Source organism: Amycolatopsis sp. NPDC023774 (genome assembly GCF_040639695.1).
Lineage (GTDB): Bacteria > Actinomycetota > Actinomycetes > Mycobacteriales > Pseudonocardiaceae > Amycolatopsis.
The window spans coordinates 60,742-84,440 of the sequence record NZ_JBFAAJ010000011.1; the positions used below are offsets into that span (position 1 = coordinate 60,742).

Here is a 23,699-nt window from a genome sequence, read left to right on the forward strand (position 1 = left end):
ATCCCCGAAGACACGGCGAGCGAGGCCGGTCCGCGCTTCCCGCGGACACATCCCGCCCACTCGCTCGTGGCAACCGAGGGAGTCGAACCCTGCGCGGCTTGTGAAGGCGGCGCCCCTGACCGGCCCTGACCCTTCGGCGGGCGACGGTTGCCGAGTACTTCTGTCAACACTACGGGAGTACCCGCGCATTCCCGGGATCTCACATTCGTCACCCGTTCGGGCAGTGACGGGATAACGGTGATCTCGTCGTGCCGGTGATTCCCTTCCCTCGCACCGGCCTGGCAGGCTGGGTGGATGGACGATCTCCTCCTCCGCCGGGTGCGGGTCGGGCTGGGCGGCGGGCTCGCCGACGTGCGCGTGAACGACGGCCGGGTGGCCGCCATCGAGGAGCCGGGCACCGGTTCGGGCTTCGCCGCGCGCGTGCTCGACGGTCACGGCGGCACGCTCCTGCCGGGCCTTGTCGACGCCCACGTGCACGCCCTGCAGTGGGCCACCTTCCGCCGGCGCATCCCGCTGGAGGAAGCGCGTTCCGCGGTGGAAGCGGTGGAACTGCTGCTGCTGCGGCTGCTGGAGACGCCCGACCAGCCGGGTGACCTCGTCGTCGGCGCCGGTTTCCGCGACGGGCTCTGGCCCGACAAGCCGCACAAGGATCTCCTGCAGCGCGCGTTGCCGGGCCGCGCGGTCGCGTTGTTCAGCGCGGATCTGCACACGCTCTGGCTCAGCCCGGCCGCGCTCAAGCTGATCGGTCGCGACCATCCGACGGGCGTGCTGTTGGACAACGACTGCATGACCGCCACCGCCGCCCTGCCGTCGGGGGCACCGGACGTGCAGGACCGCTGGGTCGCCGACGCGCTCAGTGCGGCGGCTTCCCGTGGTGTGACGGGGATCGTGGACTACGAGTACGCCGACACGGTCACCGATTGGACCCGCCGCGTCGCTTCGGTGGCGCCGGCGACGCGGGTGTCCTGTGTGATCTCGCGGCCACTGCTGGAGGTCGCGGTCTCCCGTGGCCACCGGACCGGCGACGTGCTGCCGGCCGGTGACGGGTTGCTGAGCGTGGGGCCGTTCAAGTTGTTCGTGGACGGTTCGCTCAACACGCGCACCGCGTATTGCCACGACCCCTATCCGGAGTCGGATTGCCCAGGCCTGCTCGAGCTTCCGCCTTCGGAGCTCGAGTCCCTGCTGCGGCAGGCGTGGGACAACGGCCTGGTGCCGGCGGTCCACGCCATCGGCGACAAGGCCAACACCATCGCCCTCGACGCGTTCGCGGCGGTCGGCTGTCCTGGCCGCATCGAGCACGCGCAGCTGTTGTCGTATGACGACGTGCCGCGGTTCGCCGGGCTGGACCTCGTGGCGAGCGTGCAGCCCGCGCACCAGCCCGACGACCGCGACGTCGCCGACCGCCACTGGTACGGCCGCACGGACCGCGCCTACGCCTATCGCGCCCTGCTGGAAGCCGGCGCCCGCCTGGAAATCGGCTCCGACGCGCCGGTCGCGCCGCTGGACCCGTGGGACGGGATCGCCGCCGCCGTGGGCCGCACGGACGACGACCGGCCGGCCTGGCACCCGGAGCAGGCGATCCCCCTGGCGGACGCGTTGGCCGCGGCTTCGGGCGGCCGCCGCGGGGTCGCCGTCGGTGACGTCGCCGACTTGATGATCACGGCGGCCGATCCGTCGCATCTGTCCCCGGCGCAGCTGCGCGACATGCCGCTGACGGCGACGATCCTGGCGGGGAAGCCGACGCACCTGGCGTGAGGCGGCACCGCGAGCGGGGCGGCCCGGCGCGTCAGCGGGCGGCGGTACCGGCCTGCCAGCCCGAGGCCCACAGCCGATCCGGCGTCACCTCACCGCGGAAGAGCGGAGCCGCGCGGGCGGCGAAGTCGGCGAAGGACGTCGGGCGGAGGCCGAGCTTCGAGAACACGGCGGTGTCCACAACGGACTCCGGGCTTCCCGTGCGGCGAAGGCGGAAGAGTGCGGCGAGGTCGTCCGCGAACTCCGCCGGGATGCCGGCCGCCACGACGCGGCGGTGATGCTCCTCGGGGGAGAGGTCGACGTAGCGGATCGGCCGTCCCACGACGCCGGTCAGGATCTCGCAGACGTCCGCCATGGTCAGCGCCTGCGGTCCGGTCATCTCGTGAACGGCCGATTCGTGGCCGTCGGAGGTGGCGGCGGCGTAGACGACCTTCGCGATGTCCTCGACATCGATCGGGGCCAGGCGGGTGGCGCCCAGGGGCAGAGCGAGCTCGCCGCCGGCGAGCATGGCCGGCACTTCTCGCAGGTAGACCTGCATGAACTGGCTCGGCCGCAGGATCGTCCAGGCGAGGCCGGACGCGCGCAGGTGCTCCTCGATCCGTGCGTGCAGCCGCGCGAACCGGAAATTCGATTCCGGGTCCGTGCCCATTCCGGACACCTTCACCACGTGCCGGACACCGCACCGCACGGCGGCGTCGATCAGGTTGGCCTGTGCTTCGGCCATCCGGCCGTCCGCGCCGGAGATCAGGACCGCCGTGTCGACGCCGTCGAGTGCCGGGCCGAGCGTCTCCGGCACCAGCAGGTCGCCGTGGACGGGGGAGATACCGGGCACCGCCGGCAGCGGCCTGCGGACCAGGGCCCGCGCCGGGTGGCCCCGCCGGACGAACTCGCGCACGACAGCCGAACCGGTGAGTCCGGTGCCGCCGGTGATGAGGATCATGGGGGTGACTCCTTCGTCGAATTTCCCTCTCGATCCCTGTAGACGAAGCGCTCCCCGCGAACTGACCGCGGAATCCACCGGGGGTCCGGCGCGTTGCCGGAGTTGTGACGCCGAACACCCTTGACGACTGGACTGCTCTCGATGCCCGGCACCGCCCGGAGCTGCTCGGTTACTGCTACCGGATGCTCGGGTCGGCGGTCGACGCCGACGAAGCCGTGCAGGAGACGATGCTGCGGGCCTGGCGCGGGCGCGACGGCTTCACCGGCGCCGCCACCCCGCGGGTGTGGTTGTTCCGCATCGCCACGAACGTCTGCCTCGACCAGCTCCGGCGCAGGCCTCGCCGGGAGCACCCCGTCGACGTTACCGCGGCCGGCGACGCGAGTTCGCCGCTCGGCCTGCCAGAGCCGGCGAGGTGGGTCGGTCCCGCACCCGATCGCTGGCTCCTGCCGCCGGGTGCCGACCCGGCGGAAACCGTGGTGCGGCGAGAATCGGTGCGCCTCGCGTTCGTCACCGCCCTGCACACGCTCTCCGCACCGCAGCGCGCGACGCTGATCTTGCGTGACGTCCTGAAGTTCAGCGCGGACGAGACAGCCGGGTTCCTCGGCATCACCGTGGCCGCCGCGAACGGCCTGCTGCGCCGCGCGCGGCGGCGCCTCGCCGAGCGCCCGGCGCCGGCGGCCGGGCTCACCGACACCCAGCGCGCGCTGCTCGCCCGGTTCGTCGAGGCCTTCGAACGTTACGACGTGCCCGCCCTCACCGCTCTGCTCCACGACGACGCCACGCTCGCCATGCCGCCCTACGGCCTCTGGCTCACCGGCCGGGCCGAGATCTCGCGGTGGTTCCTGCGCGAGGACAGCCCCTGCCGTGCGTCGCGGCTCGTCCCGATCGAGGCGAACGGTTCGCCCGCCTTCGCGATCTACCACGACGAGGGCGGCTTGCGGGCCTTCGCGGTGCTGGTCGTCGAGGTCGCCGGCGACCGGGTCGCCGCGCTCGAGGCGCACCTCGAGCCGCGGCTGTTCGGCCTGTTCGGGCTCCCGGTCGAGCGCGCCGTGGCTCAGTCGCCGTGCGGGTCGGAGGCGTTGACCGCAGCGACGACCTGGTCGTAGTCGCCACGGGCTTCGCCGTAGCGGAGGAACTTGACGCGCTCGACCTGGATCTCGCGGGCGTCCGGCTGGGTCTCGATGAGGTTCATGACCTCGCTGACGAACTCGTCGAGCGGCTGGGCGTGGTCGTTGTCGGCCTGGCCGGGGAGCAGGTCCGTCCGCACGGACGGCGGTTCGAGCTCCAGGACCTGCACCGACGTGTCGGCCAGCTGCAGGCGCAGCGATTCGCTGAGCATGTGGATGGCCGCCTTCGACGCGTTGTAGCTCGGCGTCACCTTCAGCGGCGTGAAGGCGAGACCGGAGGAGACGGTCATGATCGTCGCGTCCGGACGGGTCTGCAGGTGCTCCACGAAGGCGGCGATGAGGCGGATCGGGCCGAGCACGTTGGTGGTCACGACGGATTCGGCCGAGGCGAGGAACGACTCGGGCCGGTGCCAGTCCTCCACCCGCATGATGCCGGACATGGTGACCAGCACGTTGAGGTCGGGGTGGTTCGCGAGCACCTCCTTGGCGGCGGCATCGATGCTCGCGGGGTCGGTGGTGTCGATCTGCACGGTGTCGATCTTCGCGGCGCCGTGGCCGGGGTGCCGGGCGGCGATCTCGCGCAGCAGCTCGGTGCGGCGGCCGCCGATGATCACGGTGTTGCCCCTGGCCTGCAGCTCCAGCGCGAGGGCCAGGCCGATGCCGCTGGTCGAGCCGGGGATGAAAATGGTGTTTCCGCTGATGTCCATGCCCCGACCTTCGCGCTTCGCCAGGCCGAGGTGCAGAGATCGCTCATCGGGGGATCGGCGATCCCTGGTTCGCGCCCGGCGCGGCCCGGATACTGAGTGTCATGGATCGTTCGACACTGGCGGAGTTCCTGCGCCGGCGCCGGGAGGCACTGCAACCTGAGGACGTCGGGCTGCCCGCGGGCGCGCGTCGCCGCGCTCCCGGGCTGCGGCGTGAGGAGGTCGCGTCGCTGGCCGCCATGTCCACCGACTACTACACGCGGCTCGAACAGCGGCGCGGCCCGCAGCCGAGCGAGCAAATGCTCGCGTCGCTGGCCCGAGCACTGCGCCTGGACGCCGGCGAGCGCGACTACCTGTTCCAGATCTCCGGCCGCAACGCGCCTTCGGCCGCGACCGTCGCCACCCACGTCGCGCCCGCGTTGCTGCGGGTCCTCGACCGGCTCGACGACACGCCCGCGCTGATCCTGTCGAACCTCGGCGAGGTCCTCGCGCAGAACCGCTTCGCCGACGCCCTCTACGGCGCTCACTCCCACCACACCGGCCTCGCCCGCAGCGGCATCTACCGCTGGTTCACCGACCCCGGCGAGCGCCTCATCTACCCGGCCGACGACCGCGCCCGCCAGAGCCGCGCCCAAGTCGCGGGCCTGCGCGCCGCGTATGGCTCGATGGGGCCGCGTTCCCGGGCCGGTGAGCTGGTGCGCGCGTTGCAGCAGGAGAGCGCGGAGTTCGCCGAGCTGTGGGAACGGCACGAGGTGGCACGGCGGTTCGAGGACCACAAGACGTTGATCCACCCTCAGCTGGGGGCCATCGAGGTGGACTGCCAGGCGTTGTTCACGGAGGACTGGTCGCAGTCGCTGCTGGTGCTCACGGCGGCGACGCGGACCGAGGCGGCGGAGAAGATCCAGCTGCTCGGCGTGCTGGGGCACGAGCAGTTCCCCGCTCCGGCTCGTTGATCGGTTCGCGGGTGTCCGTGGTTTTCGAGCCTGGGGGAGGAAACGAGGACGTCGCCCGCTGAGGTTTTCGCGCGGTTGAGTGATACCCGCACGCCGGTGGCGGGACCGGCGGTGAAGACCGCCGTGGTGCTGGGCGGGAGTGTCGCCGGGTTGCTCGCGGCGCGGGCGCCGGCGGACCACGCCGAGGGGGTCGTGGTGCTGGAGCGCGACGACCCCGGGCCCGGCGCGGCCGAGGGCGCCGCAGGGGTCGCAGACGCACGTGCCGCTGTCGGCCGGGCTGCGCCGGCTCGAACGGTGGTTCCCCGGCTTCACCGAGAAGGCCGTGGCGGCCGGGGGCGCGGCCCGCGCCGGCGCGGTTGCGCAGCACGTATTCCGACGGCGTGCGCAAGATCGTCGGCTCGGCCACCGACATGCTCAGCAGCAGCCGGCCGTTCCTCGAAGCTCAGATCCGGGAACGCACGCCGGCGTAGCCGAACGTCCGGTCGGTCGTCGCGCGCGTGACGGGGGCTGGAGTTCTCGCACACCGCGGTCGCGGCCGTCCAGTACGAGGGCGGGCGCGTGGCGGCCGATTTCGTCGTCGACGCCAGGGCCGCTCCAGCCGCCTCGGTGAGTGGCTGCGGACCGCCGGCTGGGAACGGCCGCCGATGACCCGCATGCGCATCGACCTGAACCACACCACCGCCGCAGGCAGAGAGCAGCACAGTGCGCAGATGCCCGGCGAAACGTGGGGTCACGAGCAGATTCTGCGGCCCGGGCCCGGCCACCCGAAGACCTCTCGACAGGAGTTCACCGGGTGGCCGCCCGGCGGGCAGCCTTCATGCTGTAGTTCGGCGCCTTCCGTTGTTCCAACGCGGTTTCTCACGATCACAGTCGCGGCGGCGGATGGGCCGGTGGCTTCCGCCGCCCATCTCCGCGTCAGCCCCGGGGCCGGGGCAGGTCGAGGTGTTCGCGCAGAGTCGAGCCGGTGTACTCCGTGCGGAAGCGGCCCTTCGCCTGAAGCAGCGGCACCACGTGGTCGACGAAGGTGGTCAGCTCGTAGGGGAGAGTGGAGCCCATGATCGTGAAGCCGTCGACCGCGCCCGCGTCCTGCCAGGTGAGGATGTGGTCGGCCAGCTGCTCCGGCGTGCCGACGAAGTGGTACTGACCGGCACCGCTTTTCATGGCCGAGGTCAGCTTTCGCAGCGTCGCGGTCGGCTCGGCGCGGGCCGCCTCGACGAGCTGCGCCGCCCGGCTCGACGCCGCCGGCGCGTCGAGCAGCTCCGCGGGCAACGGCGCGTCCGGGTCGAACGCGTCCGGATCGAGCCCGGCGGTGTAGAGCACGTTCTGCCACCGGAACTCCTCGCTGGACAGGTCTTCCAGCCGTCGGGCCTTTTCCTGTGCGGCAGCCTCGGTGGCGCCGAGCGTGATCATCAACGCCGGCAGGACCAGCACCTGCTCGGGTGCCCGTCCGACCGCCGCGGCCCGCGCGTGCAGATCGGTGCGGAACTTCACGGCCGCCGCCAACGACGGCGGCCCCGAGAACACCAGCTCCGCGAACCGCGCCGCCAACCCGATCCCCGCCGACGACTGCCCCGCCTGCACCAGCACCGGCCACCCCTGCGGCGACCGCGGGAACGGCAGGATGCCCTCGACGTCGTAGAACTCCCCGTGGAACCGCGGCGCGTGCAGCTTGGCGCGGTCCGCCCACACGCCGTCGGGCCGATCGCCCACCAGGGCGCCGTCCTCCCAGCTGTCCCACGCCCGTGTGACGACGTCGACGAACTCGTGCGCCCGCGCGTACCGGTCGGCGTGATCGGGATGCGCGGCCTCGCCGAAGTTGGCCGCTGCCAGCGACGTCACGGTGGTGACGATGTTCCACCCCGCCCGGCCCCCGCTGAGGTGATCCAGCGTCGCGAACCGCCGTGCCAGCTCCCACGGCTTGTTGTACGTGGTGGACCCCGTGCCGATCAGCCCGATGTGGCTGGTGACCGCCGCCAGCGCGGAGAGGACGGAGATCGGATCGAACTGCGTCTGCGGCAAGTGCGCCACGCGGTACTCGGGGATGGCGATGTTGTCGGCGAGGAAGATCGTGTCCAGCAGACCGCGCTCGGCCGTGCGGGCGATGTCCGCGTAGTAGGGCAGGCCGAGGACCCCGCGTACGTCGTCGTCGACCACCCGCCACGCTGATTCGTGGTAGCCGTTGGGCCAGATGAAGGCGTTGAAGTGCAGCGGTCGCGCGCTCATGAGCTGGGCTCCTCAAGCAGTGTTGTCACGGGTGTTGTGGTTCCGGCTCACCGCGGCGGGTCAAAGCTTCGGCGAGTGGCTTCCCGGTCGGCTGTGCTGCGCGGCAGCCGTGCGCAGCTCGGCCGGGAAGCCGGGGTGGGCTTGCGGGCGGGTGGGTTCGCTGCCGTCGGCTGGCCGCTTCGGTGGCCGGGCCGCGTCTCGCCGCGGCTGCGGGGGTGTCGGTCGGGTGGGATGTCGCGGTGGGGTTTGGGGTGGGCTTGCGGGTGGGTTCGCTGCCGTCGGCTGGCCGCTTCGGTGGCCGGGTCGCATCTCGCCGCGGCTGCGGGGTTGTCGGTCGGGTGGGGTTGTCGCGGTGGAATTTGGGGTGGGTGCTGGTGTGGTCGGTCGCAGCGAAGGCACCCACCCACAAGCCCAACCGCCGACCCCCACGGCGGCGAGGTGCGATCACGCCAGCACACCCCCGCCGTAGCTCGGGTGCGTGGGTTTTGTCGAGGTGGGGTTCGTGGTGCTGGCGTTGGTCGGTCGGGGGTGTGCTGCTCGTGATCGCACCTCGCCGCGGCCGTGGCGGGCGGGTGCCTTCGCTGTCGACGGTCGGCCGCGTTGGTGGCCGGGCCGTATCTCGCCGCAGCTCGGGCAGGTGGGGTTGTCGCGGTGAAGTTCGTGGTGGGTGCTGCCGTGGTCGGTCCGGGGGTGTGCTGACCTGATCGCACCTTGACGCGGCCGTGGGGGTCGTGTGGTCGGGCTCGCCGGCGCCACCGCAGTCGGCTGGGCGGCCGCGCCGGCCGTTCGGCGTGGCGCCCGGTCCTCGTGGCGGCCGTCGGGCCGTTCGGACGGGTTCGCCAGGGGCTCGCCCGGGGCGCAGCAGCGGCCGGGCCCTCCGACGCGTGGCGTCCGCGCCACAGAGAGGAGGCATCGACCGCAACCGCCCACGGACCGAACCTCAGGCCAGGCCCTGCTGCTTCAGCCAGTCCTTCGCCACGTCGGCGGCAGGCTCACCGTCGGAGTCGACGCGGCTGTTGAGGTCGCGCAGCTCGGCGGTGGTCAACTTCGCGCTGACGGCGTTGACCGCCGCCGCGAAGTCCGCGCCCCGCTCGTCGAGCACCTTCTGGCTCACCGCCGGCACGACGTTCTCCGTCGGCTCGATCGCGAGGTCGTCCTTCAGCACCACGTATTTCGAGTCGCCGGCGACCGGGCTCACCGAGTCGACCGGGATCACAGTCGCGCCGCCCGACTCGAGCTCCTGCACCCGCGGGCCGATTTCCTGCACGGTCTTGAACGTCGCGTTCGTGAGCTTGTACACGTCCTGGAAGCCCTTGAAGCACGGCAGCCGCGTCTCGCACTCCGGACCGCCCGCCATCACGACCTTGTCGAGCTTCTTCAGGTCGCCGATCGTGGCCAGCCCCTTGGACTTCGCCAGGTCGGCCTTCACGATGTAGACGTCTTTGTCCTCGGCCGGCGCGTAGTTCAGCAGGCCGATGCCCTCGGGCTTGAACAGCGCGGCCAGCTGGCTGTGCTCCCCGGCCGCGTCCTTCACCGCGTCCTTGCCGAAGCCGGTCGCGATGGCCGCGCCCTGGTACTCCGGCACGAACTGCAGCTCACCCTTCTTCAGCGACGGGTAGATCAGCTCGCGCGAACCCAGGTTCAGCTTCCGCGTGACCGGGTAGCCCTTCGCCTCCAGCGCGCCCGCGTAGATCTCCGCGAGAATCTGGCTGTCGGTGAAGTTGAACGACGCCACCACGATCGGCGCCCCGCCCTTGCTCTGCGCAGCCGGCTGGTCACTGCCGCCGCCACCGCAGGCTGTGAGGCCCAGCGCCGCCACGGCCAGCAGCGCGGCCGCTCGGATGGTCCGGGTCCAGCGCACGTGCCCACACTCCTCGGGTCGAGAACGGTCCTGGTGACCGATCACTGGGACCCTATAGACGGGCACCGACAGAAACCACATCGTGGGAATCACACACCGGTGCAGTCCACTGCGGACAGCGGGGTATTCCGGACTGATGGCCAGAAAAGTCTGTCCGAATGGTCACCGGAGGTCCCTCGGCGAACGCACCCCGGCAGGACGCGGTCGCTCGGCGGCCAGACTGCTCCTCGGAAGCCGTCCGGCCCGCACGGGACGCGGGGGACGGTGTTCCATCAGTGAGAGACCGGTCGAGGGGGTGGCCGATGTGCGCAGCCGGGTTCCTCGCCAGTGTGGTGCAGACTCGAACGGTGCTGGTGCCGGCCGCAGGGGTCGCGGCCTTGATCGTCACGCTGACCGGCGGGGAGTACGTCCGGTTCCGCTGGCCGTATTCGTGGTTTCCGGCGCCGGACTGCTGGCGAGGCTCGCCGCCGGAAGGCCACGCCAGCGGCGCTGACGAACGGCGGGTTCTCGCCGTGCCCACGCGATACCCGAGCGCCGGAGCCACGCGCGGCCCGAGCAGGCAGCCGCCCGACGACGGGCCCGGCACCACAGCCGGGCTGTCGGCCGCGAACAGGTCCGCTTCCCATGGTCGTCGCACCCGCGAGAGGGATACGTTGATCACGTGACGAGTTACGCGATCGTGGGGTCCGGCTGGCGTGCGGAGTACTTCTGGCGGCTCGCGGACGAGCTCGACTGCCTCGGCGTGGTGTCGCGCAGCCCGAAGGACCTGCCGGTGCCGGTGTTCACTTCACTCGACGACTGCCTCGCGCAGAAGCCCGACTTCGTGGTGACGTCGGTGCCGTGGCACGTGACGCCGGGCCTGATCCGGGAGCTGGTGGGCCGGGGGGTGCCGGTGCTCGCGGAGACGCCGCCCGCGCCGGACCTGGACGGCCTCCGGGCGCTGTGGCACGACGTCGGCAAGAGTGGTCTGGTCCAGGTCGCCGAGCAGTACAGCCGGATGCCCGCCCACGCGGCGCGCATCGCACTCGCCCGGTCGGGGGTCATCGGTGACATCACGCGCGTCGACGTGTCCTCCACGCACCAGTACCACGCCGTGTCGTCGATGCGGACCTTCCTCGGCGCCGGCCGCGGCCCGGTCGAGGTGCGGGCCACCCGAACCACTGCGTTGCTGGCGGACCCGCTCTCGCGCGCCGGCTGGGCGGACGTCGTCGAGACCAAGCCCGCGGTCACCACGTTCGCCACGGTGGTCTTCGCGGAGGGCCTCGGCGTCTACGACTTCACCGACAACCAGTGGCACAACCAGCTCCTGCACCGCCGCCTGCTGGTCCGCGGCACCCGCGGCGAGCTGGCCGACCAGGACGTCCTGCGGCTGACCGGCGACCGCACCATCGCCCACACCCCGATCGTCCGCCGCCAGACCGGCTACGACCTCGACCTCGACGGCTTCGACACCGACCACCTCACGTTCGGCTCCGAGGTCCTGTACCGGAACCCGTACCAGGGCCGCCGCTGGAACGACGAGGAGATCGCCATCGCCACCCTGCTGGCCGACACCGGCGCCTGGGTCCGCGGCGAAGGCCCGCCGCCGTATCCGCTGGCCGACGGGATCGAGGACCACCGGATCGCGCTGGCGATCGAGGAGGCGGCGGACCGGGACACGGTGGTGCGGACCGGGCCGGAAGCCTGGCACTGAGCTGCCGGAGGGAGCCTGACAATGGTGTCAGTGGTCTGCACCACCGGAACCGATTCAGCTACCTGGTGAATCGGTCACTGGTACAGGCGGTGGATTGACGGAAGTGCACCGAGCGGACAAAGATCGTAGACACCCCGATCTGACAACGTTGTCACGCCGAAAGGAACGCGATGAGAGCGCGGAAACGCGTGTTCGCCGCCTTGGTGCTCACCACCGCAGTGGCCACAGCGGCCACCACCACAGCGGCCACAGCCCAGGCCCAGCAAGGCCCGAAGTTCGCCGACGACCCGACGACGCTCGTCGACACCAGCATCGGCAACAACGGCGACGGGACGACGTTCCCGGGCGCCGCGGTGCCGTTCGGGATGGTGCAGCTGAGCCCCGACACCCAGCTGAACCAGTACGCCTCCTACGACTACAAGCAGGACACCATCCTCGGCTTCAGCCACACGCACCTCTCGGGCGTCGGCTGCCAGACGATGGGCAACTTCCGCTTCATGCCCACCACCGGGGCCGTCACGTCGTCGGACCCGGCTCAGTACGGCGCGAAGTTCAGTCACGCCAACGAAACCCGTGCGCCCGGCTACTACGGCGTGAAGTTCGACAACGGCATCCAGGCCGAGCTCACCGCGACGCAGCGCACCGGCCAGCACCGCTACACCTACCCCGCCGGCTCGGGACCCGAGAACGTGCTCGTCGAGGTCGGCGAGAGCAACGGCTCCACCTACGCCGGCGACGTCCACGTGGTCGGCGACGACACCGTCGAAGGCTGGCTGCAGGGCGGGAACTTCTGCGGCGAGACCGGCAAGGAGCGCTACCGGATCTTCTTCAGCGCCAAGTTCGACCGCAAGTTCCAGAGCTTCGGCACCTGGACCGACGGCACGCTCACCCCGAACCAGCGCGACGCCTCCCGTGGCACCAAGCGCGCCGGGGCCTACCTGACGTTCGACCCGAGCAAGGGTGACCAGGTCGGCGCATCGGTCGGCCTGTCCTACACCTCGATCGACGGCGCGCGGCTCAACCGCAAGACCGAGCAGCCGAAGTCTTTCGACAAGGCGCGTTCCCAGGCACACAGCACTTGGGAGGACGAGCTCAACCGCATGCGGGTGGCTGGTGGAACGACACCTGACCAGCGTACGTATTACACCGCGCTCTACCACTCGCTGCTGCACCCGTCGATCGGGTCCGATGTGGACAACCGCTACCGCGGCTTCGACGACCAGGTGCACAAGGCGGATTCGACGTACTACCAGATGTTCTCGCTCTGGGACACCTACCGCTCGCAGAACCAGCTGGTGGCCCTGCTGCACCCGGACAAGGCCGCCGACATGGCCAAATCCGTGTTGCACATCTACTCCGACGGTGGCTGGTTGCCACGCTGGGGCCTCGGCAACAGCGAGACCAACGTGATGTCCGGCGACCCCATCACCCCTTGGGTCGTGGACATCTACAACCGCGGCCTGCTCGACAACCGCACCGCCCACGGCCTGTTCGACGCGCTCTGGAAGAACGCCAACGAGGTCCCCGCCGACCAGTCGATCTTCCGTGGCCGCGACGGCAACCCCAGCTACGTCCAGAACGGCTGGGTCGCCTACCAGAACCTGCCCGGCTACAAGTTCGGCGACAGCCGCCAGGCCGGCTCCGCCACGCTGGAGTACGCGCTGGGCGACTGTTCGCTGTCCACCATGGCGGCGGGGCTCGGTTACCAGGACAAGGCGAAAACTCTCGCCGGCCGCTGTGACAACTTCACCAAACTCTGGGACCCGACGATCACCTCCCAGGGCTTCAACGGCTTCCCCGTTCCGAAGAACGCCGACGGTTCGACGGTCGGCAACCCCGACCCGACGCAGACCAACGCCTTCCACGAGGGCACGGCCTGGCAGTACCAGTGGATGGGCCAGCAGGACCCGCAGACCCTCTTCGGGCTGATGGGCGGCGCCGGGCAGGCCGAGCAGCGGCTCGACAAGTTCTTCGACATGCCCACCGTGCTCACGGACCCGGCGAAGGCCGCCGCGGACTCCTGGGTGACCGGCGCCTACGACTACCACAACAACTTCGCCTTCAACCCCAACAACGAGCCCGACTTCGCCGCCCCGTGGGTGTACACGTGGACCGGCGCGCCGTGGAAGACGTCGGCCGTGCTGCGCGCCATGCGCACGCTCTTCACCGACAACGTCTACGGCATGCCCGGCAACGACGACCTCGGCGCCACCTCGTCGCTGCTCGTCTTCGCCATGGCCGGCATCTTCGAGGCCCAGCCCGGCTCCGCGACCTATGTGATCACCGCGCCCATGTTCGACAAGGTCGAGATCCGGCCCGAGCACGGCCGCACGATCAGCATCGAGGCCCCGGGCGCCAGCGCTTCCCAGCTGCAGTACGTGTCCTCGGTCAAGACCGACGGCCCGGGCAATGGCGGCAAGCTGCGGCAGAGCTGGTTGTCGCACAAGGACCTGCTGCGCGCGGGAACGATCAAGATTCAGCTCTCGGACACCCCGACGAGCTGGGGCGTCAACGCCGGTCCGCCGGCGGTGGCGCGCGCCTGACAAGTCCGGGGTTGCGGTCCAACAGGGCCGCAACCCCGGACTTCAGTGCTGCTGCTTCACTGCTTCAGTGCTTCGCCTGCAACGCGGTGAGCACGCCCTGCCACGCTTCGCGCGAGACGGTGAGTTGTCCCGCTTCGCGATTTTTGGTGTCCCGGACACCGATCTCCTCCGAGACGGCCACCTCGACGCAGTCGGAATTCTGCTGGCTATACGACGACGTCCGCCACCGGGCAGTCTGCATGTCTGGCCTCCGTCTACCTTGCTGCCTCCGCGATCAACTCGCGGCTGGCTTCCTCGCTTAATGCCTCTTCGGCGAGGAGCTTAGCAAGCCGCTGATAAGGCCCCCAATCCTTATCGCTGCTGAGGAACGAAGTGGTGCTGTACTGCTCCAGCAAGACAATCGGATTACGGTGTCGGTATTGGTAAAGCACGAATGAGCCGCTCATTCCGGGGTGCCAGTGCTGCTGCCGCGGCAAGATCCGCAGGCTGACGTTGGCGCGGCCCGTCATGGCGAGCAGGTGATCCATCTGGTCGGACATTACCCAATCTGGAGCTATCGGCTCATCAATGGCGTGCGCGCTGACGATTGCCGAATATATCACCGGATCGGCATCGGTGAGAATTTTCTGTCGGTCAAGGCGAACTCGAATTCGTGCATCGGCTTGCTGTGGTGTGAGACCTACTTCGAAAATGGCGCGCGCGTAGTCGGGTGTTTGCAGCAACCCGGGGATGATGTTGAGCGACCAATTGGTAATGGTGCTCGCGCCCTGTTCGCATTGCAGCAGTGTGGTCAACTCTGGAGTCAGCTCGGCCTCTCCGGCAGCCATCCAGTTCGGATCGCGTAGATGCCTGGCCAGGTCCATGATCCGGCGCTTCGGCTCGCCGATCACTCGGAAGAAGCCCAGCATGGTGGAGACGTCCTCGATGGAGGGGATGCGGGTTCCGGCTTCCCAGTGCGCGACGAGGCTCGGGTTCAGATCGAGTGCCCGCGACAGTTCGCGAAGGCCGAACTTCTTCGCTTCGCGCACTTCGCGCAGCGCCGCACCCAGCGCCACGGCGCGCGGGGTGCCAGAAGGCTTGGTCATGGGCGGCATCATACGTAATCGGATGATCACCCGGGGTGCCGTTGGCGTTTACCGCTGTGCACAGAAGGCTGACTTCGGCACGTTGCTGAATAGGGGAGACCGCTGTGTTGAGATGGCAGCAGGCCGAGGGAAAACGGCACGCCCTCGAAGGGCCTTTCGCGCCGCGTCCGGAGGAATCGTTCGTCGCGTTGTGCGGGGTGGAGGTGACCGTCGCGCGGGAGGACGTTCCGCAGCTCGGCGGGAATTGGTTCGATCCGACCTGTGCGGTGTGTTCGTCGGCGTGGTTGAGCCGGACGTGAACGACACCTTGCTGGAGCGGATCCGGGATCTGCACGCTTCGCTGGGCACGGATATCGCGTTCCTGGCGCGCACGTTCGAGGAGGACCAGCCGCGCCCCGACGCGCTGCGCGACCTCGGCGAGCGCCTGCTCGACCTGGGCGGCGCCCTCGTGACCAGGTCGGACGAGCTGAACGCGGCCATCCTCGCGGTGCTGCCACCCGACGGGTGGCTGCCCGAGGCCGGCACGCGCCGGCACGTGATCGGGCTGGTGCACCAGGTGGGGCCGAGGCCGTTGCGGTGCGGGAACGTGTTCCTGGCATTGTGCGGTTCGGCCTGTTACCCGTTCTACGGCCGCGACGCCACGAACCGCGCGGCGCGCCACCAACGGTGCGAATCGTGCCGAGCCCGGGACTCGTCCCGAGCGTGACCGGGGGTTTTCGTGTTGGCTGGACCGATGGCAGAGGATGAGCAGGGGGAGAAACAGCACAAGACGAGCACCGAGCGGCTGTTCCGGATCGCGATCGCGCTCAAAGGGCTCGACGGCGCGCTGCAGCTGGTCGGGGCGCTGGTCCTGGCGTTCATCCCGTCGACGGTGGTCACCGGCTTCACCCATGCCGTGATCACGCGCGACCTGCTGGGCGACCCGTCGGGCACGCTCGCGCGGCACCTGCAGCTGGCTTCGGAGCACTTCGTGGACGGCGGGACGAAGACGTTCGCGGTCGCGTACCTGCTGGCCCACGGCGTGATCAAGCTGGCGCTGGTGTTCGCGCTCTCGCGCAAGTGGGTGCGCGCCTACCCGGTGGCGATGGTCGTGCTCGGCGCGTTCGTGGTCTACGAGGTGTACCGGGCGATCGACACGCATTCGATCGCGTTGCCGTTCTTCGCGGCGCTCGACGCGGTGATCATCGTGCTCGTCTACCGGGAATACCGGCAGCTGCGCCGGGAACGCGCTGATCAGCGTGAGTCGGGCAGCTCGGGTTCAGGCAGCGCTGGACCGGGCAGCTGAGGGAAATCGCCCGGTGACGATGGCGGCCACGTCCACCTCCGGCTGTTCGACGAAGAGGGCGGTGGCGTTGTCGGTGCCGCCGACGGCGATGGCCGTCTCGACCAGCGCTGCGGCGCCGCCCTCGGGGTCGGCCAGGATCTCGTCGATGGTGGCGGGCGGGAGGACCTTGTGCACGCCGTCGCTGGTGAGCAGCAGCCCGCCGCCGACGACCTCCGTCGTGCCGATCTCGTCCCGTTTCGTGGTGCGCACGCTCGTGGTGACCATGTGCTCCATGCGCGGCGAGTACGGCTGGTGGCGCGCACGGAAGTACTCGGCCAGGGTGTGGTCGGTGGTGAGTTTGCGGATCACGGTGCCGTCCCAGGCGTACGCGCGGGAATCGCCGACCCACGCGATGCGGTAGCCGCCGGGGAAGGGCATGGCGACCACGAGCACGGCGTCGCCGGTGCCGCCGAGCTCGCGCAGGGCGCGCTGGGCGTTGAGGATCGCGGCGACGGGCCCGCTCTGCACGGGCGTGCGTGCGGCGGCCGCGGCGGCGGTCTGGGCGGCGCGGCCGGCGCCGGGGTCGTCGCCGACGCCGTCGGCGAGCGCGAAGGTGATCCCGGGAGCGCCGGCGAGGGCGTAGGCGCTCACGGCGTCGGCGTTGCGCTCGCGTGGGCCCTGGGCGCTGGCGGTGTGCCAGCGTGGGTATCCGGCCATCGTGACCTCCCGGGTGTTCGCGGCTTCCCCCCTGCCCTTTCCAGAATGCGCCCGTTTCCTGGGAACATCCTGAGGAGTGGCTGTTTTTCCCCTGTTGGCCTACACCTCTGCCTCACACGCCGCGTCGAACACGCAGAAGGCCACCTGGCACTGGGCGAGGTGGCCTCCGATCCCCTCACTTGGTGAGGTCGTAGACGGTCGTGCCGCCGACGGTGGGGGCGAAGTTCGTCGCAACCCACTCGGTGATCTCACTGGAGCCGCCGCCGGGTCCGCCGCGGCCGCCGTCGACGTAGGAGGAGATCTCGCCGTCGGCCACGTACTGCTGGACTCGGCCGGCGTCGGGGCCGGGTCGCTGCCGGACCAGCCGCCGATGGCGATCACGGACTTCCCGCCGGCCGGCTCCAGGCTCGCGGCCGACTGCGAGCCCGTGGTGGCGGCGGCCCACTTCGTGGTGGTCTGGGCCAGCAGCCGGCTGACCGCGCTGTCGGTTTGCTCATCGCCGAATCCGCCGCGTGCGAATCCGCCGGGGGTGGCCGGGCCGGACGTGGGAATGGCGCCGGTGTGGGGCTGGGCGGCCGTTTCGACGGCGTAGGCGGCGGTGCCGAGCCCGAGCGTCAGCACGCTCGCCGCGGCCAGGACCGCCAGCGCCCTGCGGAGCTCGGGTGCGCGGGGAACCAGTCGGGCGTGCGGTCGAGGAGGAGGAAGCTCCACACGGCCGTCACGGCGATCATCGCGCCGAGTACCGCTCGTGGCGCGGTCTGGGCGCGGCCCGACCACAGCGCGTGGCCGGAAATCGCGACCAGGGCGGCGATCGCGGGGGCGAGCCGCACGGCGTAATAGGGGTGGACGGTGCCGCTCATGAAGCTGAACACCAGCCCAGTGACGAGCAGCCAGCCGCCCCACGCGACGAGCGCGGCGCGGGTGCGGTCGGTGCGCGCGGCGCGGCGGGTGAACCACAGGACGGCGACGAGACCGATGATCGCGGCGGGCAGCAGCCACGAGACTTCCGTGCCGAAGCCGGCGCCGAACATCCGGCCAAGGCCCGAGCTGCCGCCGAACATCGTGTTGCCTCCCGGGTTGCCGCTGAAGCCGCCTCCGCCGGCGTCGCCTTCGCCGCCGAAGACGCGGCCGAGACCGTTGTAGCCGAGCGCGAGTTCCAGGAGGCTGTCGCCGGTGTTGCCGCCGATGGAGGGACGTGAGGTGCTCGGCCACAACTCGACGAGAGCGACGAACCAGCCCGCGGACACGACCACGGCGGCCGCGGCGGCGAGGAGGTGGAGCAACGCTTCCCGAGCGTCGCCGGGGCGGCGATGGGGTAGGCCAGCGCGAAGGCGGGCAGGACGAGGAAGGCCTGCATCGTCTTGGTCAGGAAGCCGAAGCCGAAGCCGATGGCGGTGCCCGCCAGTGCCAGCCTGGCCCGGGCTCGCCGTTTCCAGCGCGCGCACGGTGAAGTAGGCGGCGGCGATGAGCAGGAGTACGAGCAGGGCGTCGGGGTTGTTGAAGCGAAACACAGCGCGGCCACGGGCGTCAGCGCGAGGCCGGCGCCGGCGAGGAGGCCGGGGACGGGGCCACGGCTGCGGCGGACGGCGAGGTAGAGCAGGCCGACGGACGCGACGCCCATGAGCGCCTGCGGGCGAGCGCGGTGAAGCTGGAGAAGCCGAAGATGCGGGCGAAGGTCGTGCCGACCCTGAGGGCGGCGGGCGGTTTGTCGACGGTGATCACGTTGCCGGCGTCGAGCGAGCCGAAGAGCCAGGCTTCGACGTTCTGCGTGCCCGACTGCACGGCGGCGGCGTAGAAGGAGTTGCCGAAGCCCGAGGCGGTGAGGTCTCAGAGGTAGCGGACGGCCGTGACCACGAGGAGGCCGAACACTGCCGGTCGGTGTTTTTCCCTGCGGTGCGCGGTTTCTGTCTGGCGGGGAGGGCGAGCGTGGCGGGCACGGGGTCTCCTCGGACGCGCGCCGGTGGGGGTTGAACACCCAGCCGCGCAGCAACAGGAAGCGCAGCACCGTGGCGGCGAGGTTCGCCAGCACGAGGACGGTGGTCTCGAGCACGAGCCCGGGGTGGGTCGTGTGGTTGAGCAGGGCCAGCGAGCCGCTGGTGAGCACGAGGCCGAGGCCGAACACGATGAGGCCCTCGAACTGGTGGCGCCCGGCCCCGCCGCGGCCGCGGACGCCGAACGTGACGCGCCGGTTCATCGCGGTGTTCGCGACGGCCGTGACGAACAGGGCCAGGAAATTCGCGGGCTGCGAGCCGATTCCGTTGCGCAGCAGAAGGAACAACAGCAGGTACGCCGCCGTGCTGGCGACCCCGACGGCGGCGAAGCGCACGAGCTGCTTCACCAGGCTGGGCGAGACGCCGGGCGCGGTGACGCGATGGGCTCGCGGCCGAGCTGCTCGCGCAGGCGGCGCACGGGGATCTCGCCGGTGAACGTGGCGCGCGTGATGCGCACGATGCTCTTGAGATCGGCGGTGGCGGTTCTGACGATGTGGACCGACGAGTCGGGGTCGTCGACCCAGTCGACGGGGACCTCGTGGATCCGCAGGCCCGAGCGCTGGGCGAGGACGAGCAGCTCGGTGTCGAAGAACCAGCCCGTGTCCTGCACGTGGGGGAGCAGGCGGCGCGCGACGTCGGCGCGGATGGCCTTGAAGCCGCACTGCGCGTCGGAGAACCGGGCGGCGAGCGCGCTCTTGAGGATGAGGTTGTAGCAGCGTGAAGTGAATTCACGTTTGGGGCCTCGCGCCACGCGCGCGCCTCTCGCGAGCCGGCTGCCGATGGCGAGGTCCGAGTGTCCCGAGAGCAGCGGGGCCACGAGCGGCTGCAGGGCGGCGAGGTCGGTCGAGAGGTCGACGTCCATGTAGGCCAGCACCTGGGCGTCCGAAGTGGACCACGCGGCGTTCAGCGCGCGGCCGCGGCCCTTCTCGTCGAGGTGGCGCACCTCGACCTGCGCGAACTCTCTGGCGAGCCGTTCGGCGACGTGGAGCGTCTTGTCGGTGCTCGCGTTGTCCGCGATGGTGATGCGGTAGGCGTAGCCGGCGTACTCCTTGAGGTGCGCGTGGAGCCGGCGGATGCAGGGTTCCAGGTCGGTTTCCTCGTTGTACACCGGGATCACGACGCCGAGCACCGGCTGCGGCCCACCGAGGCCGACCGGCGTCGACCCGGCCCGGGGCTGGGGCACTTCGGCCTTGGCCCCGGTTCCGGTTTCGTTTCGGGAGGGTGCGGCGGCGTTCATGGGCATCATCGTCCGGCGCCCGGCTTTGGCCGGCTTGTGGCGCTGCTGTGGGGCGCCTGTGGGTCGGCGCCCTATCGGGTGATCTTGAACGGCTCGGGGTTGCTCGTAGGATGAGCGGATGCTGTTCGAGGCACGGCTGCGGGAAGGCATCCACGCGGGGCACGTGACCGTGATGGTGCGCAGGTGGGCGCGCAACAAGGCGGTCGCCGGGCACCGGTATCGGACGGGCGTGGACCTGATCGAGGTGGAGCACGTCGACGAGGTGACCGTCGCGGATCTGACGGACGAGGACGCCGTGGCGGCCGGGTACGCGGATGTGGCGGAGCTGGTTTCGAACCTGCGCGGGGACGAGTCGGTGCCGTTGTACCGGGTGTCGTTCCACGTCGTGCGGGGCGGGGATCCGCGGGACGCGCTGGCGGCCGACGCGGCGTTGTCGGGTTCGGACGTGGAGGCGATTTCCGTGCGGTTGCGGAGGTTTGACGCAACAGGTCCGGATGGGCCGTGGACGAGGGCTGCGTTGGAGGCGATCGAGGCGAATCCGGGACTGCGGGCGGGGACGTTGGCCGAGCAGCTGGGGTGGGCGGAGCTGCTGGTGTTCAAGCGGTCCGTGCGCAAGCTGAAGGATCTGGGGCTCACGCTCTCGCTCGAGGTGGGGTACCGGATATCGCCGCGGGGCGCGGCTTATCTCAGGTTGTCACGTCGTACACGGTGACACCGTCCACTGTGGTCGCCTGGTAGTGATCGGCGACGACCCAGGTGGCGATCTGCTGGGCGTCGTCGCTGCCAGAGCTGCCTTGCCTCGGGAGGCCGTCGCCGAGGAAATAGCGTACTTGTCCATTGTGGACGTACTGCTTGAACTGGGCGAGGGTCGGGTACGGGTCGGTGCCGTTGAAGCCGCCGACGGCGAGGACCGGGAGGCCCGCTCGCGAGCTGGTAGCCGGCGGCGTTGTTGGACCCGACGGTGGCGGCGACCCAGGTGTGACCGGAACCGCCGTTTTTCAGCAGTGCGGTGAGGGTGGTGCCCGGGGTCGCGGTGCCGAGGAGGCCACCGGCCATGCCTCACGCCGAGCGGGCGCGTCGACAGGCCCAGCACCCAGAGCGCGGCGGGGGTTTGTCGACAGTGATGCCGTTGGCCGCGTCGCTGGACCCGAAGAACCACGCCTTCCAGCTCTGCGCGTCCGCCTGGGCGGCCGCGGAGTAGAACGCGTTGGCCCACCCGGAGGCGCTGCGGCCCACCAGGTACAGCACGGCCGTACCGGCCGGGCAGGACGGCCGACACCGGTCGCACCCAACGGGGCCGGCCCGCATTCGCCCGCTGCGGCCGTGCGGCGGGAATCGCGACTGCGCGGTCATGGCACTCACCCTGTCGCCCGTGCCTGGGCCGGGCTTGTGGACACCCTGTGTGCCCCCTGTGCGACGTGGTGTCACAGGAAGAGCGGACGTCTGGGGAGGAATCAGGCTTTGCTCTGGGCCACGGGTGAGTCGGTGCACGGGGCCGGTACGGCGACCCTGCGCGCTGGAGGTGCTTGTGGTTTCCGAAGGCGCCGTGGTGTGCCACTGACACCGTCGCCGCGATGCCCAGGCCGGCGGCGCTCGGGCGAGGACGTTTCGCTGCGTGGGCAAACACTGCCGGGCGACCTGTGCGACGGCCTCGCCGGAACGAGTGTCGCGACAGCGGCGGACAGGTGGACCGTTTCCCTGCCGGGACCGGTCGGGCGTCGGAGGTGGATGGCCGCGGTGTCAGGCTTCGACCTGGGCCACCGGCGAGTCGGTGCGCTGCGCCGGGACGGCCACCGGCAGCCGCACGGCGAACTCGGTGCGGCTGGGGGTGCTGTGCACTTCGATGGTGCCGTGGTGAGCCACCAGCACCGCCGCGGCGATGGCCATGCCCAGGCCCGTCGAGCCGGCGGCGCGGGAGCGGGAGGAGTCACCGCGGGCGAAGCGTTCGAAGACGGCCGGAAGGAGGTCCGGGGGGATGCCCGGGCCGTTGTCGGTGACGGTGATGACGGCGGTGCCGTCGGCTGAGCAGGCCAGCGACGTCACGACGGTGGTGCCCGGTGGGGTGTGGACGCGGGCGTTGGCGAGGAGGTTGGCGAGGACCTGGTGAAGGCGTTGGACGTCGCCCAGCACGAGCACCGGTGAGCCGGGCAGGCGAAGCTCCCAGTGGTGCGAAGGGCCGGCCACGTGGGCGTCCCCGACGGCGTCGGCGACCAGGCGGGCCAGGTCGACTTCGGCGACGTCGAGGGGGCGGCCGGCGTCGAGGCGGGCGAGGAGCAGGAGGTCTTCGACGAGGGTCGTCATGCGGTCGGCTTCGGATTCGATGCGGGTCATGGACCGGGCGACGTCCGGGGGCACGTGCATGCGGCCGCGGCCGGCGAGCTCGGCGTAGCCGCGGATGGCGGCCAAGGGCGTACGCAGCTCGTGGCTCGCGTCGGCGACGAAGCGGCGTACGCGCATTTCGCTGGCGTGCCTCGCTTCCAACGCGTCGGAGATGTGGCCGAGCATGAGGTTGAGTGCGGAGCCGACTTGGCCGACTTCCGTGCGGGGGTCGGTGTCGCCGTCGGGTACGCGGACGGACAGGTCCACGTAGCCGCGGTCCAGGGGCAGCTCCGAGACCCGGGCGGCGGTCGCGGCGACGCGGTCGAGCGGGCGGAGCGTGCGCCGGACCGCGAAGGCGCCGATGAAGGCCGCGCCCGTGACTCCGGCGGCCGCGACGCCGAAGAGGATCAGGCCGACGGTGAGCAGCGTCTGCTGCACTGGCTCGAGCGGCACGCCGGTGACGACCACGCCGTCGGGGATGGGCGTCGCGGTGAGGCGGTAGTCGCCGAGGTCGCCGACCGTGCGGGTGTAGGCGCGACCGTCGACGGGCAGGCTCTGCAGGGCGGTGAGCTGGTCGTCGGTGAGCGTGACGCGCTGGCCGTGCTGGGAGAGCGAGCCGCCGTCGATGAGCCGGCCGCCGGAGAAGTGGGCGTTGACGGTGCCGGCGCCCTGCCCGGGCGCGTCGAGCGGGTTGTGCCCGCCCAGCGGTCCGCCGTGCGTCGCGAAGTCCTGGGCGCGGCCGGCGGCGGCGTAGAGCTGCCCGTCGGTCTGGTCGAGGAGGAACGCCCGCAACGCGAACTCGCTCACCACCCCGATCACCAGGCACACCAGCGACAACAGCGCCACGATCGCCACTGTCAGCTTCGCGCGCAACGACAGCCGCCCGAAGCGGGTCCGCGCGAGCTGTGTCATGACACGAGCGTGCGGGCGCCGGGTGTGGGCCGCATGTGTGCTGCCTGTGAGCCCGCTGTGATGTCGGGTGTCCGAAAAGCCGGGGTCACCGGTGGGGTCGGCCGCGGCCACCGTCCCGGCAGGGTCCGCCTCGACCGTGGTGGCCATTCCCCGGTCGAAGGAGCACGTGCTGACTTCGACAGTCCACTCAGGACAGCGCCCGGCCCGCTCGGGGCGGCTCTCCCGGCGGCTCCCGGCGCCCGAATCCTCGGCGCAAATGGGTCGCGGGCGGGGTCGCCGCCGTGATCGCCGTTGGCGGCGACCCGCCTACGTGACGATGTTCCTCCGGACCGGCAATGTCACTGCGCTCTGCGCCACCGCCCTCACCGCCCGAAGCGA

The 23,699-nt window shown here is 70.8% G+C and carries 22 protein-coding genes and 3 pseudogenes; 10 read left to right on the forward strand and 15 right to left on the reverse strand.

From position 1 onward, the window contains the following. Positions 1 to 294 precede the first annotated feature (294 nt). Positions 295 to 1,755: an amidohydrolase family protein gene (locus AB0F91_RS23150; RefSeq protein WP_360600326.1), complete on the forward strand. Its 1,461-nt coding sequence runs from the start codon at positions 295 to 297 to the stop codon at positions 1,753 to 1,755. 31 nt (positions 1,756 to 1,786) lie between these two features. On the opposite strand, the gene AB0F91_RS23155 is transcribed toward AB0F91_RS23150, so the two are convergent. Next, positions 1,787 to 2,692, reverse strand: coding sequence for an SDR family oxidoreductase (locus AB0F91_RS23155; RefSeq protein ID WP_360600328.1), 906 nt, complete (start codon positions 2,690 to 2,692; stop codon positions 1,787 to 1,789). A 104-nt stretch (positions 2,693 to 2,796) separates the two neighbouring features. Between AB0F91_RS23155 and AB0F91_RS23160 the strand changes: the two genes are divergently transcribed. After that, entirely contained in the window at positions 2,797 to 3,798 is a 1,002-nt protein-coding gene (locus tag AB0F91_RS23160; protein ID WP_360600330.1) for an RNA polymerase subunit sigma-70, read from the forward strand. Here the strand turns inward: AB0F91_RS23160 and AB0F91_RS23165 are convergent. Further along, positions 3,747 to 4,526, reverse strand: coding sequence for an SDR family NAD(P)-dependent oxidoreductase (locus AB0F91_RS23165; protein WP_360600332.1), 780 nt, complete (start codon positions 4,524 to 4,526; stop codon positions 3,747 to 3,749). The two genes, AB0F91_RS23160 and AB0F91_RS23165, sit on opposite strands and share 52 nt — an antisense overlap. Positions 4,527 to 4,627: 101 nt before the next feature. Here AB0F91_RS23165 and AB0F91_RS23170 point away from each other — a divergent pair, with 101 nt between their 5' ends. Further along, positions 4,628 to 5,476, forward strand: a complete 849-nt coding sequence (locus tag AB0F91_RS23170) for a helix-turn-helix transcriptional regulator (protein ID WP_360600334.1) — start codon at positions 4,628 to 4,630, stop codon at positions 5,474 to 5,476. Between the two features lie 915 nt (positions 5,477 to 6,391). Here AB0F91_RS23170 and AB0F91_RS23175 read toward each other — a convergent pair. After that, the gene (locus AB0F91_RS23175) at positions 6,392 to 7,699 is read right to left on the reverse strand and encodes an LLM class flavin-dependent oxidoreductase (protein WP_360600336.1); all 1,308 of its coding nucleotides are present in this window, start codon (positions 7,697 to 7,699) and stop codon (positions 6,392 to 6,394) included. Positions 7,700 to 8,639: 940 nt separating this feature from the next. Further along, the gene (locus AB0F91_RS23180) at positions 8,640 to 9,560 is read right to left on the reverse strand and encodes an ABC transporter substrate-binding protein (protein WP_360600338.1); all 921 of its coding nucleotides are present in this window, start codon (positions 9,558 to 9,560) and stop codon (positions 8,640 to 8,642) included. A gap of 661 nt (positions 9,561 to 10,221) precedes the next feature. Here AB0F91_RS23180 and AB0F91_RS23185 point away from each other — a divergent pair. Together AB0F91_RS23185 and AB0F91_RS23190 are read left to right on the forward strand one after the other, a co-directional pair. Beyond that, positions 10,222 to 11,253, forward strand: a complete 1,032-nt coding sequence (locus AB0F91_RS23185) for a hypothetical protein (protein WP_360600340.1) — start codon at positions 10,222 to 10,224, stop codon at positions 11,251 to 11,253. 170 nt (positions 11,254 to 11,423) lie between these two features. Further along, positions 11,424 to 13,796, forward strand: coding sequence for a GH92 family glycosyl hydrolase (locus AB0F91_RS23190; RefSeq protein ID WP_360600342.1), 2,373 nt, complete (start codon positions 11,424 to 11,426; stop codon positions 13,794 to 13,796). 64 nt (positions 13,797 to 13,860) lie between these two features. On the opposite strand, the gene AB0F91_RS23195 is transcribed toward AB0F91_RS23190, so the two are convergent. Further along, the gene (locus AB0F91_RS23195; RefSeq protein WP_360600344.1) at positions 13,861 to 14,037 is read right to left on the reverse strand and encodes a DUF397 domain-containing protein; all 177 of its coding nucleotides are present in this window, start codon (positions 14,035 to 14,037) and stop codon (positions 13,861 to 13,863) included. Positions 14,038 to 14,050: 13 nt separating this feature from the next. After that, positions 14,051 to 14,881, reverse strand: coding sequence for a Scr1 family TA system antitoxin-like transcriptional regulator (locus AB0F91_RS23200; RefSeq protein ID WP_360600346.1), 831 nt, complete (start codon positions 14,879 to 14,881; stop codon positions 14,051 to 14,053). Between the two features lie 104 nt (positions 14,882 to 14,985). On the opposite strand from AB0F91_RS23200, the gene AB0F91_RS23205 reads away from it, so the two are divergent. Genes AB0F91_RS23205 through AB0F91_RS23215 form a run of 3 tightly spaced genes read left to right on the forward strand, consistent with a single transcriptional unit; the run spans position 14,986 to position 16,166 of the window. Further along, positions 14,986 to 15,180 carry a zinc finger protein gene (locus tag AB0F91_RS23205; RefSeq protein WP_285973809.1) on the forward strand — a complete coding sequence of 65 codons (195 nt, stop codon included), beginning with the start codon at positions 14,986 to 14,988 and terminating at the stop codon, positions 15,178 to 15,180. Beyond that, the gene (locus AB0F91_RS23210; protein ID WP_360600348.1) at positions 15,162 to 15,587 is read left to right on the forward strand and encodes a hypothetical protein; all 426 of its coding nucleotides are present in this window, start codon (positions 15,162 to 15,164) and stop codon (positions 15,585 to 15,587) included. Before AB0F91_RS23205 ends, AB0F91_RS23210 begins: the two co-directional genes overlap by 19 nt. A 27-nt stretch (positions 15,588 to 15,614) precedes the next feature. Then, positions 15,615 to 16,166, forward strand: a complete 552-nt coding sequence (locus AB0F91_RS23215; protein ID WP_360600350.1) for a DUF2127 domain-containing protein — start codon at positions 15,615 to 15,617, stop codon at positions 16,164 to 16,166. Here the strand turns inward: AB0F91_RS23215 and AB0F91_RS23220 are convergent. Continuing rightward, on the reverse strand, positions 16,140 to 16,862 hold the full coding sequence (locus tag AB0F91_RS23220; RefSeq protein ID WP_360600352.1) for a serine/threonine protein phosphatase: 723 nt from the start codon (positions 16,860 to 16,862) through the stop codon (positions 16,140 to 16,142). The genes AB0F91_RS23215 and AB0F91_RS23220 overlap by 27 nt on opposite strands. Before the next feature lie 175 nt (positions 16,863 to 17,037). Next, positions 17,038 to 17,178, reverse strand: coding sequence for a hypothetical protein (locus tag AB0F91_RS23225; RefSeq protein WP_360600354.1), 141 nt, complete (start codon positions 17,176 to 17,178; stop codon positions 17,038 to 17,040). Between the two features lie 54 nt (positions 17,179 to 17,232). On the opposite strand from AB0F91_RS23225, the gene AB0F91_RS23230 reads away from it, so the two are divergent. Beyond that, on the forward strand, positions 17,233 to 17,454 hold the full coding sequence (locus AB0F91_RS23230; RefSeq protein WP_360600356.1) for a hypothetical protein: 222 nt from the start codon (positions 17,233 to 17,235) through the stop codon (positions 17,452 to 17,454). A 22-nt stretch (positions 17,455 to 17,476) separates the two neighbouring features. Here AB0F91_RS23230 and AB0F91_RS23235 read toward each other — a convergent pair whose 3' ends face one another. From AB0F91_RS23235 to AB0F91_RS23250, 4 genes and pseudogenes are all read right to left on the reverse strand, one after another. Then, positions 17,477 to 18,145, reverse strand: a complete 669-nt coding sequence (locus tag AB0F91_RS23235; protein ID WP_360600670.1) for a hypothetical protein — start codon at positions 18,143 to 18,145, stop codon at positions 17,477 to 17,479. Between the two features lie 80 nt (positions 18,146 to 18,225). After that, positions 18,226 to 18,483, reverse strand: a pseudogene (locus tag AB0F91_RS23240) (glycosyl transferase); the annotation flags it as partial. Further along, a complete protein-coding gene (locus AB0F91_RS23245; RefSeq protein ID WP_360600672.1) occupies positions 18,390 to 18,644 on the reverse strand; it encodes a hypothetical protein in 255 nt (84 codons plus the stop codon). The pseudogene AB0F91_RS23240 and the gene AB0F91_RS23245, both read right to left, overlap by 94 nt. Before the next feature lie 166 nt (positions 18,645 to 18,810). Continuing rightward, positions 18,811 to 20,099: pseudogene (locus tag AB0F91_RS23250) on the reverse strand (bifunctional glycosyltransferase family 2/GtrA family protein); the annotation flags it as partial. A 109-nt stretch (positions 20,100 to 20,208) separates the two neighbouring features. Between AB0F91_RS23250 and AB0F91_RS23255 the strand changes: the two are divergent. After that, positions 20,209 to 20,802 carry a hypothetical protein gene (locus AB0F91_RS23255; RefSeq protein WP_360600357.1) on the forward strand — a complete coding sequence of 198 codons (594 nt, stop codon included), beginning with the start codon at positions 20,209 to 20,211 and terminating at the stop codon, positions 20,800 to 20,802. Here the strand turns inward: AB0F91_RS23255 and AB0F91_RS23260 are convergent. The 3 genes and pseudogenes from AB0F91_RS23260 to AB0F91_RS23270 all read right to left on the reverse strand — a co-directional run. Beyond that, positions 20,777 to 21,140 (reverse strand): annotated as a pseudogene (locus AB0F91_RS23260) (glycosyl transferase); the annotation flags it as partial. The gene AB0F91_RS23255 and the pseudogene AB0F91_RS23260 overlap by 26 nt on opposite strands. Positions 21,141 to 21,149: 9 nt before the next feature. After that, entirely contained in the window at positions 21,150 to 21,338 is a 189-nt protein-coding gene (locus AB0F91_RS23265) for a hypothetical protein (RefSeq protein WP_360600359.1), read from the reverse strand. 492 nt (positions 21,339 to 21,830) lie between these two features. Next, positions 21,831 to 23,321, reverse strand: coding sequence for a HAMP domain-containing sensor histidine kinase (locus AB0F91_RS23270; RefSeq protein WP_360600361.1), 1,491 nt, complete (start codon positions 23,319 to 23,321; stop codon positions 21,831 to 21,833). Positions 23,322 to 23,699: the final 378 nt, after the last annotated feature.

What these genes read in the sequence shown, in the direction of transcription:
- AB0F91_RS23150 (WP_360600326.1), top strand. Translation starts at nt 295, where the DNA reads ATGGACGATCTCCTCCTCCGCCGGGTGCGGGTCGGGCTGGGCGGCGGG.
- AB0F91_RS23155 (WP_360600328.1), bottom strand. Translation starts at nt 2,692, where the DNA reads ATGATCCTCATCACCGGCGGCACCGGACTCACCGGTTCGGCTGTCGTG.
- AB0F91_RS23165 (WP_360600332.1), bottom strand. Translation starts at nt 4,526, where the DNA reads ATGGACATCAGCGGAAACACCATTTTCATCCCCGGCTCGACCAGCGGC.
- AB0F91_RS23170 (WP_360600334.1), top strand. Translation starts at nt 4,628, where the DNA reads ATGGATCGTTCGACACTGGCGGAGTTCCTGCGCCGGCGCCGGGAGGCA.
- AB0F91_RS23175 (WP_360600336.1), bottom strand. Translation starts at nt 7,699, where the DNA reads ATGAGCGCGCGACCGCTGCACTTCAACGCCTTCATCTGGCCCAACGGC.
- AB0F91_RS23190 (WP_360600342.1), top strand. Translation starts at nt 11,424, where the DNA reads ATGAGAGCGCGGAAACGCGTGTTCGCCGCCTTGGTGCTCACCACCGCA.
- AB0F91_RS23195 (WP_360600344.1), bottom strand. Translation starts at nt 14,037, where the DNA reads ATGCAGACTGCCCGGTGGCGGACGTCGTCGTATAGCCAGCAGAATTCC.
- AB0F91_RS23200 (WP_360600346.1), bottom strand. Translation starts at nt 14,881, where the DNA reads ATGACCAAGCCTTCTGGCACCCCGCGCGCCGTGGCGCTGGGTGCGGCG.
- AB0F91_RS23215 (WP_360600350.1), top strand. Translation starts at nt 15,615, where the DNA reads ATGGCAGAGGATGAGCAGGGGGAGAAACAGCACAAGACGAGCACCGAG.
- AB0F91_RS23220 (WP_360600352.1), bottom strand. Translation starts at nt 16,862, where the DNA reads ATGGCCGGATACCCACGCTGGCACACCGCCAGCGCCCAGGGCCCACGC.
- AB0F91_RS23230 (WP_360600356.1), top strand. Translation starts at nt 17,233, where the DNA reads ATGGCGATCACGGACTTCCCGCCGGCCGGCTCCAGGCTCGCGGCCGAC.
- AB0F91_RS23255 (WP_360600357.1), top strand. Translation starts at nt 20,209, where the DNA reads ATGCTGTTCGAGGCACGGCTGCGGGAAGGCATCCACGCGGGGCACGTG.
- AB0F91_RS23270 (WP_360600361.1), bottom strand. Translation starts at nt 23,321, where the DNA reads ATGACACAGCTCGCGCGGACCCGCTTCGGGCGGCTGTCGTTGCGCGCG.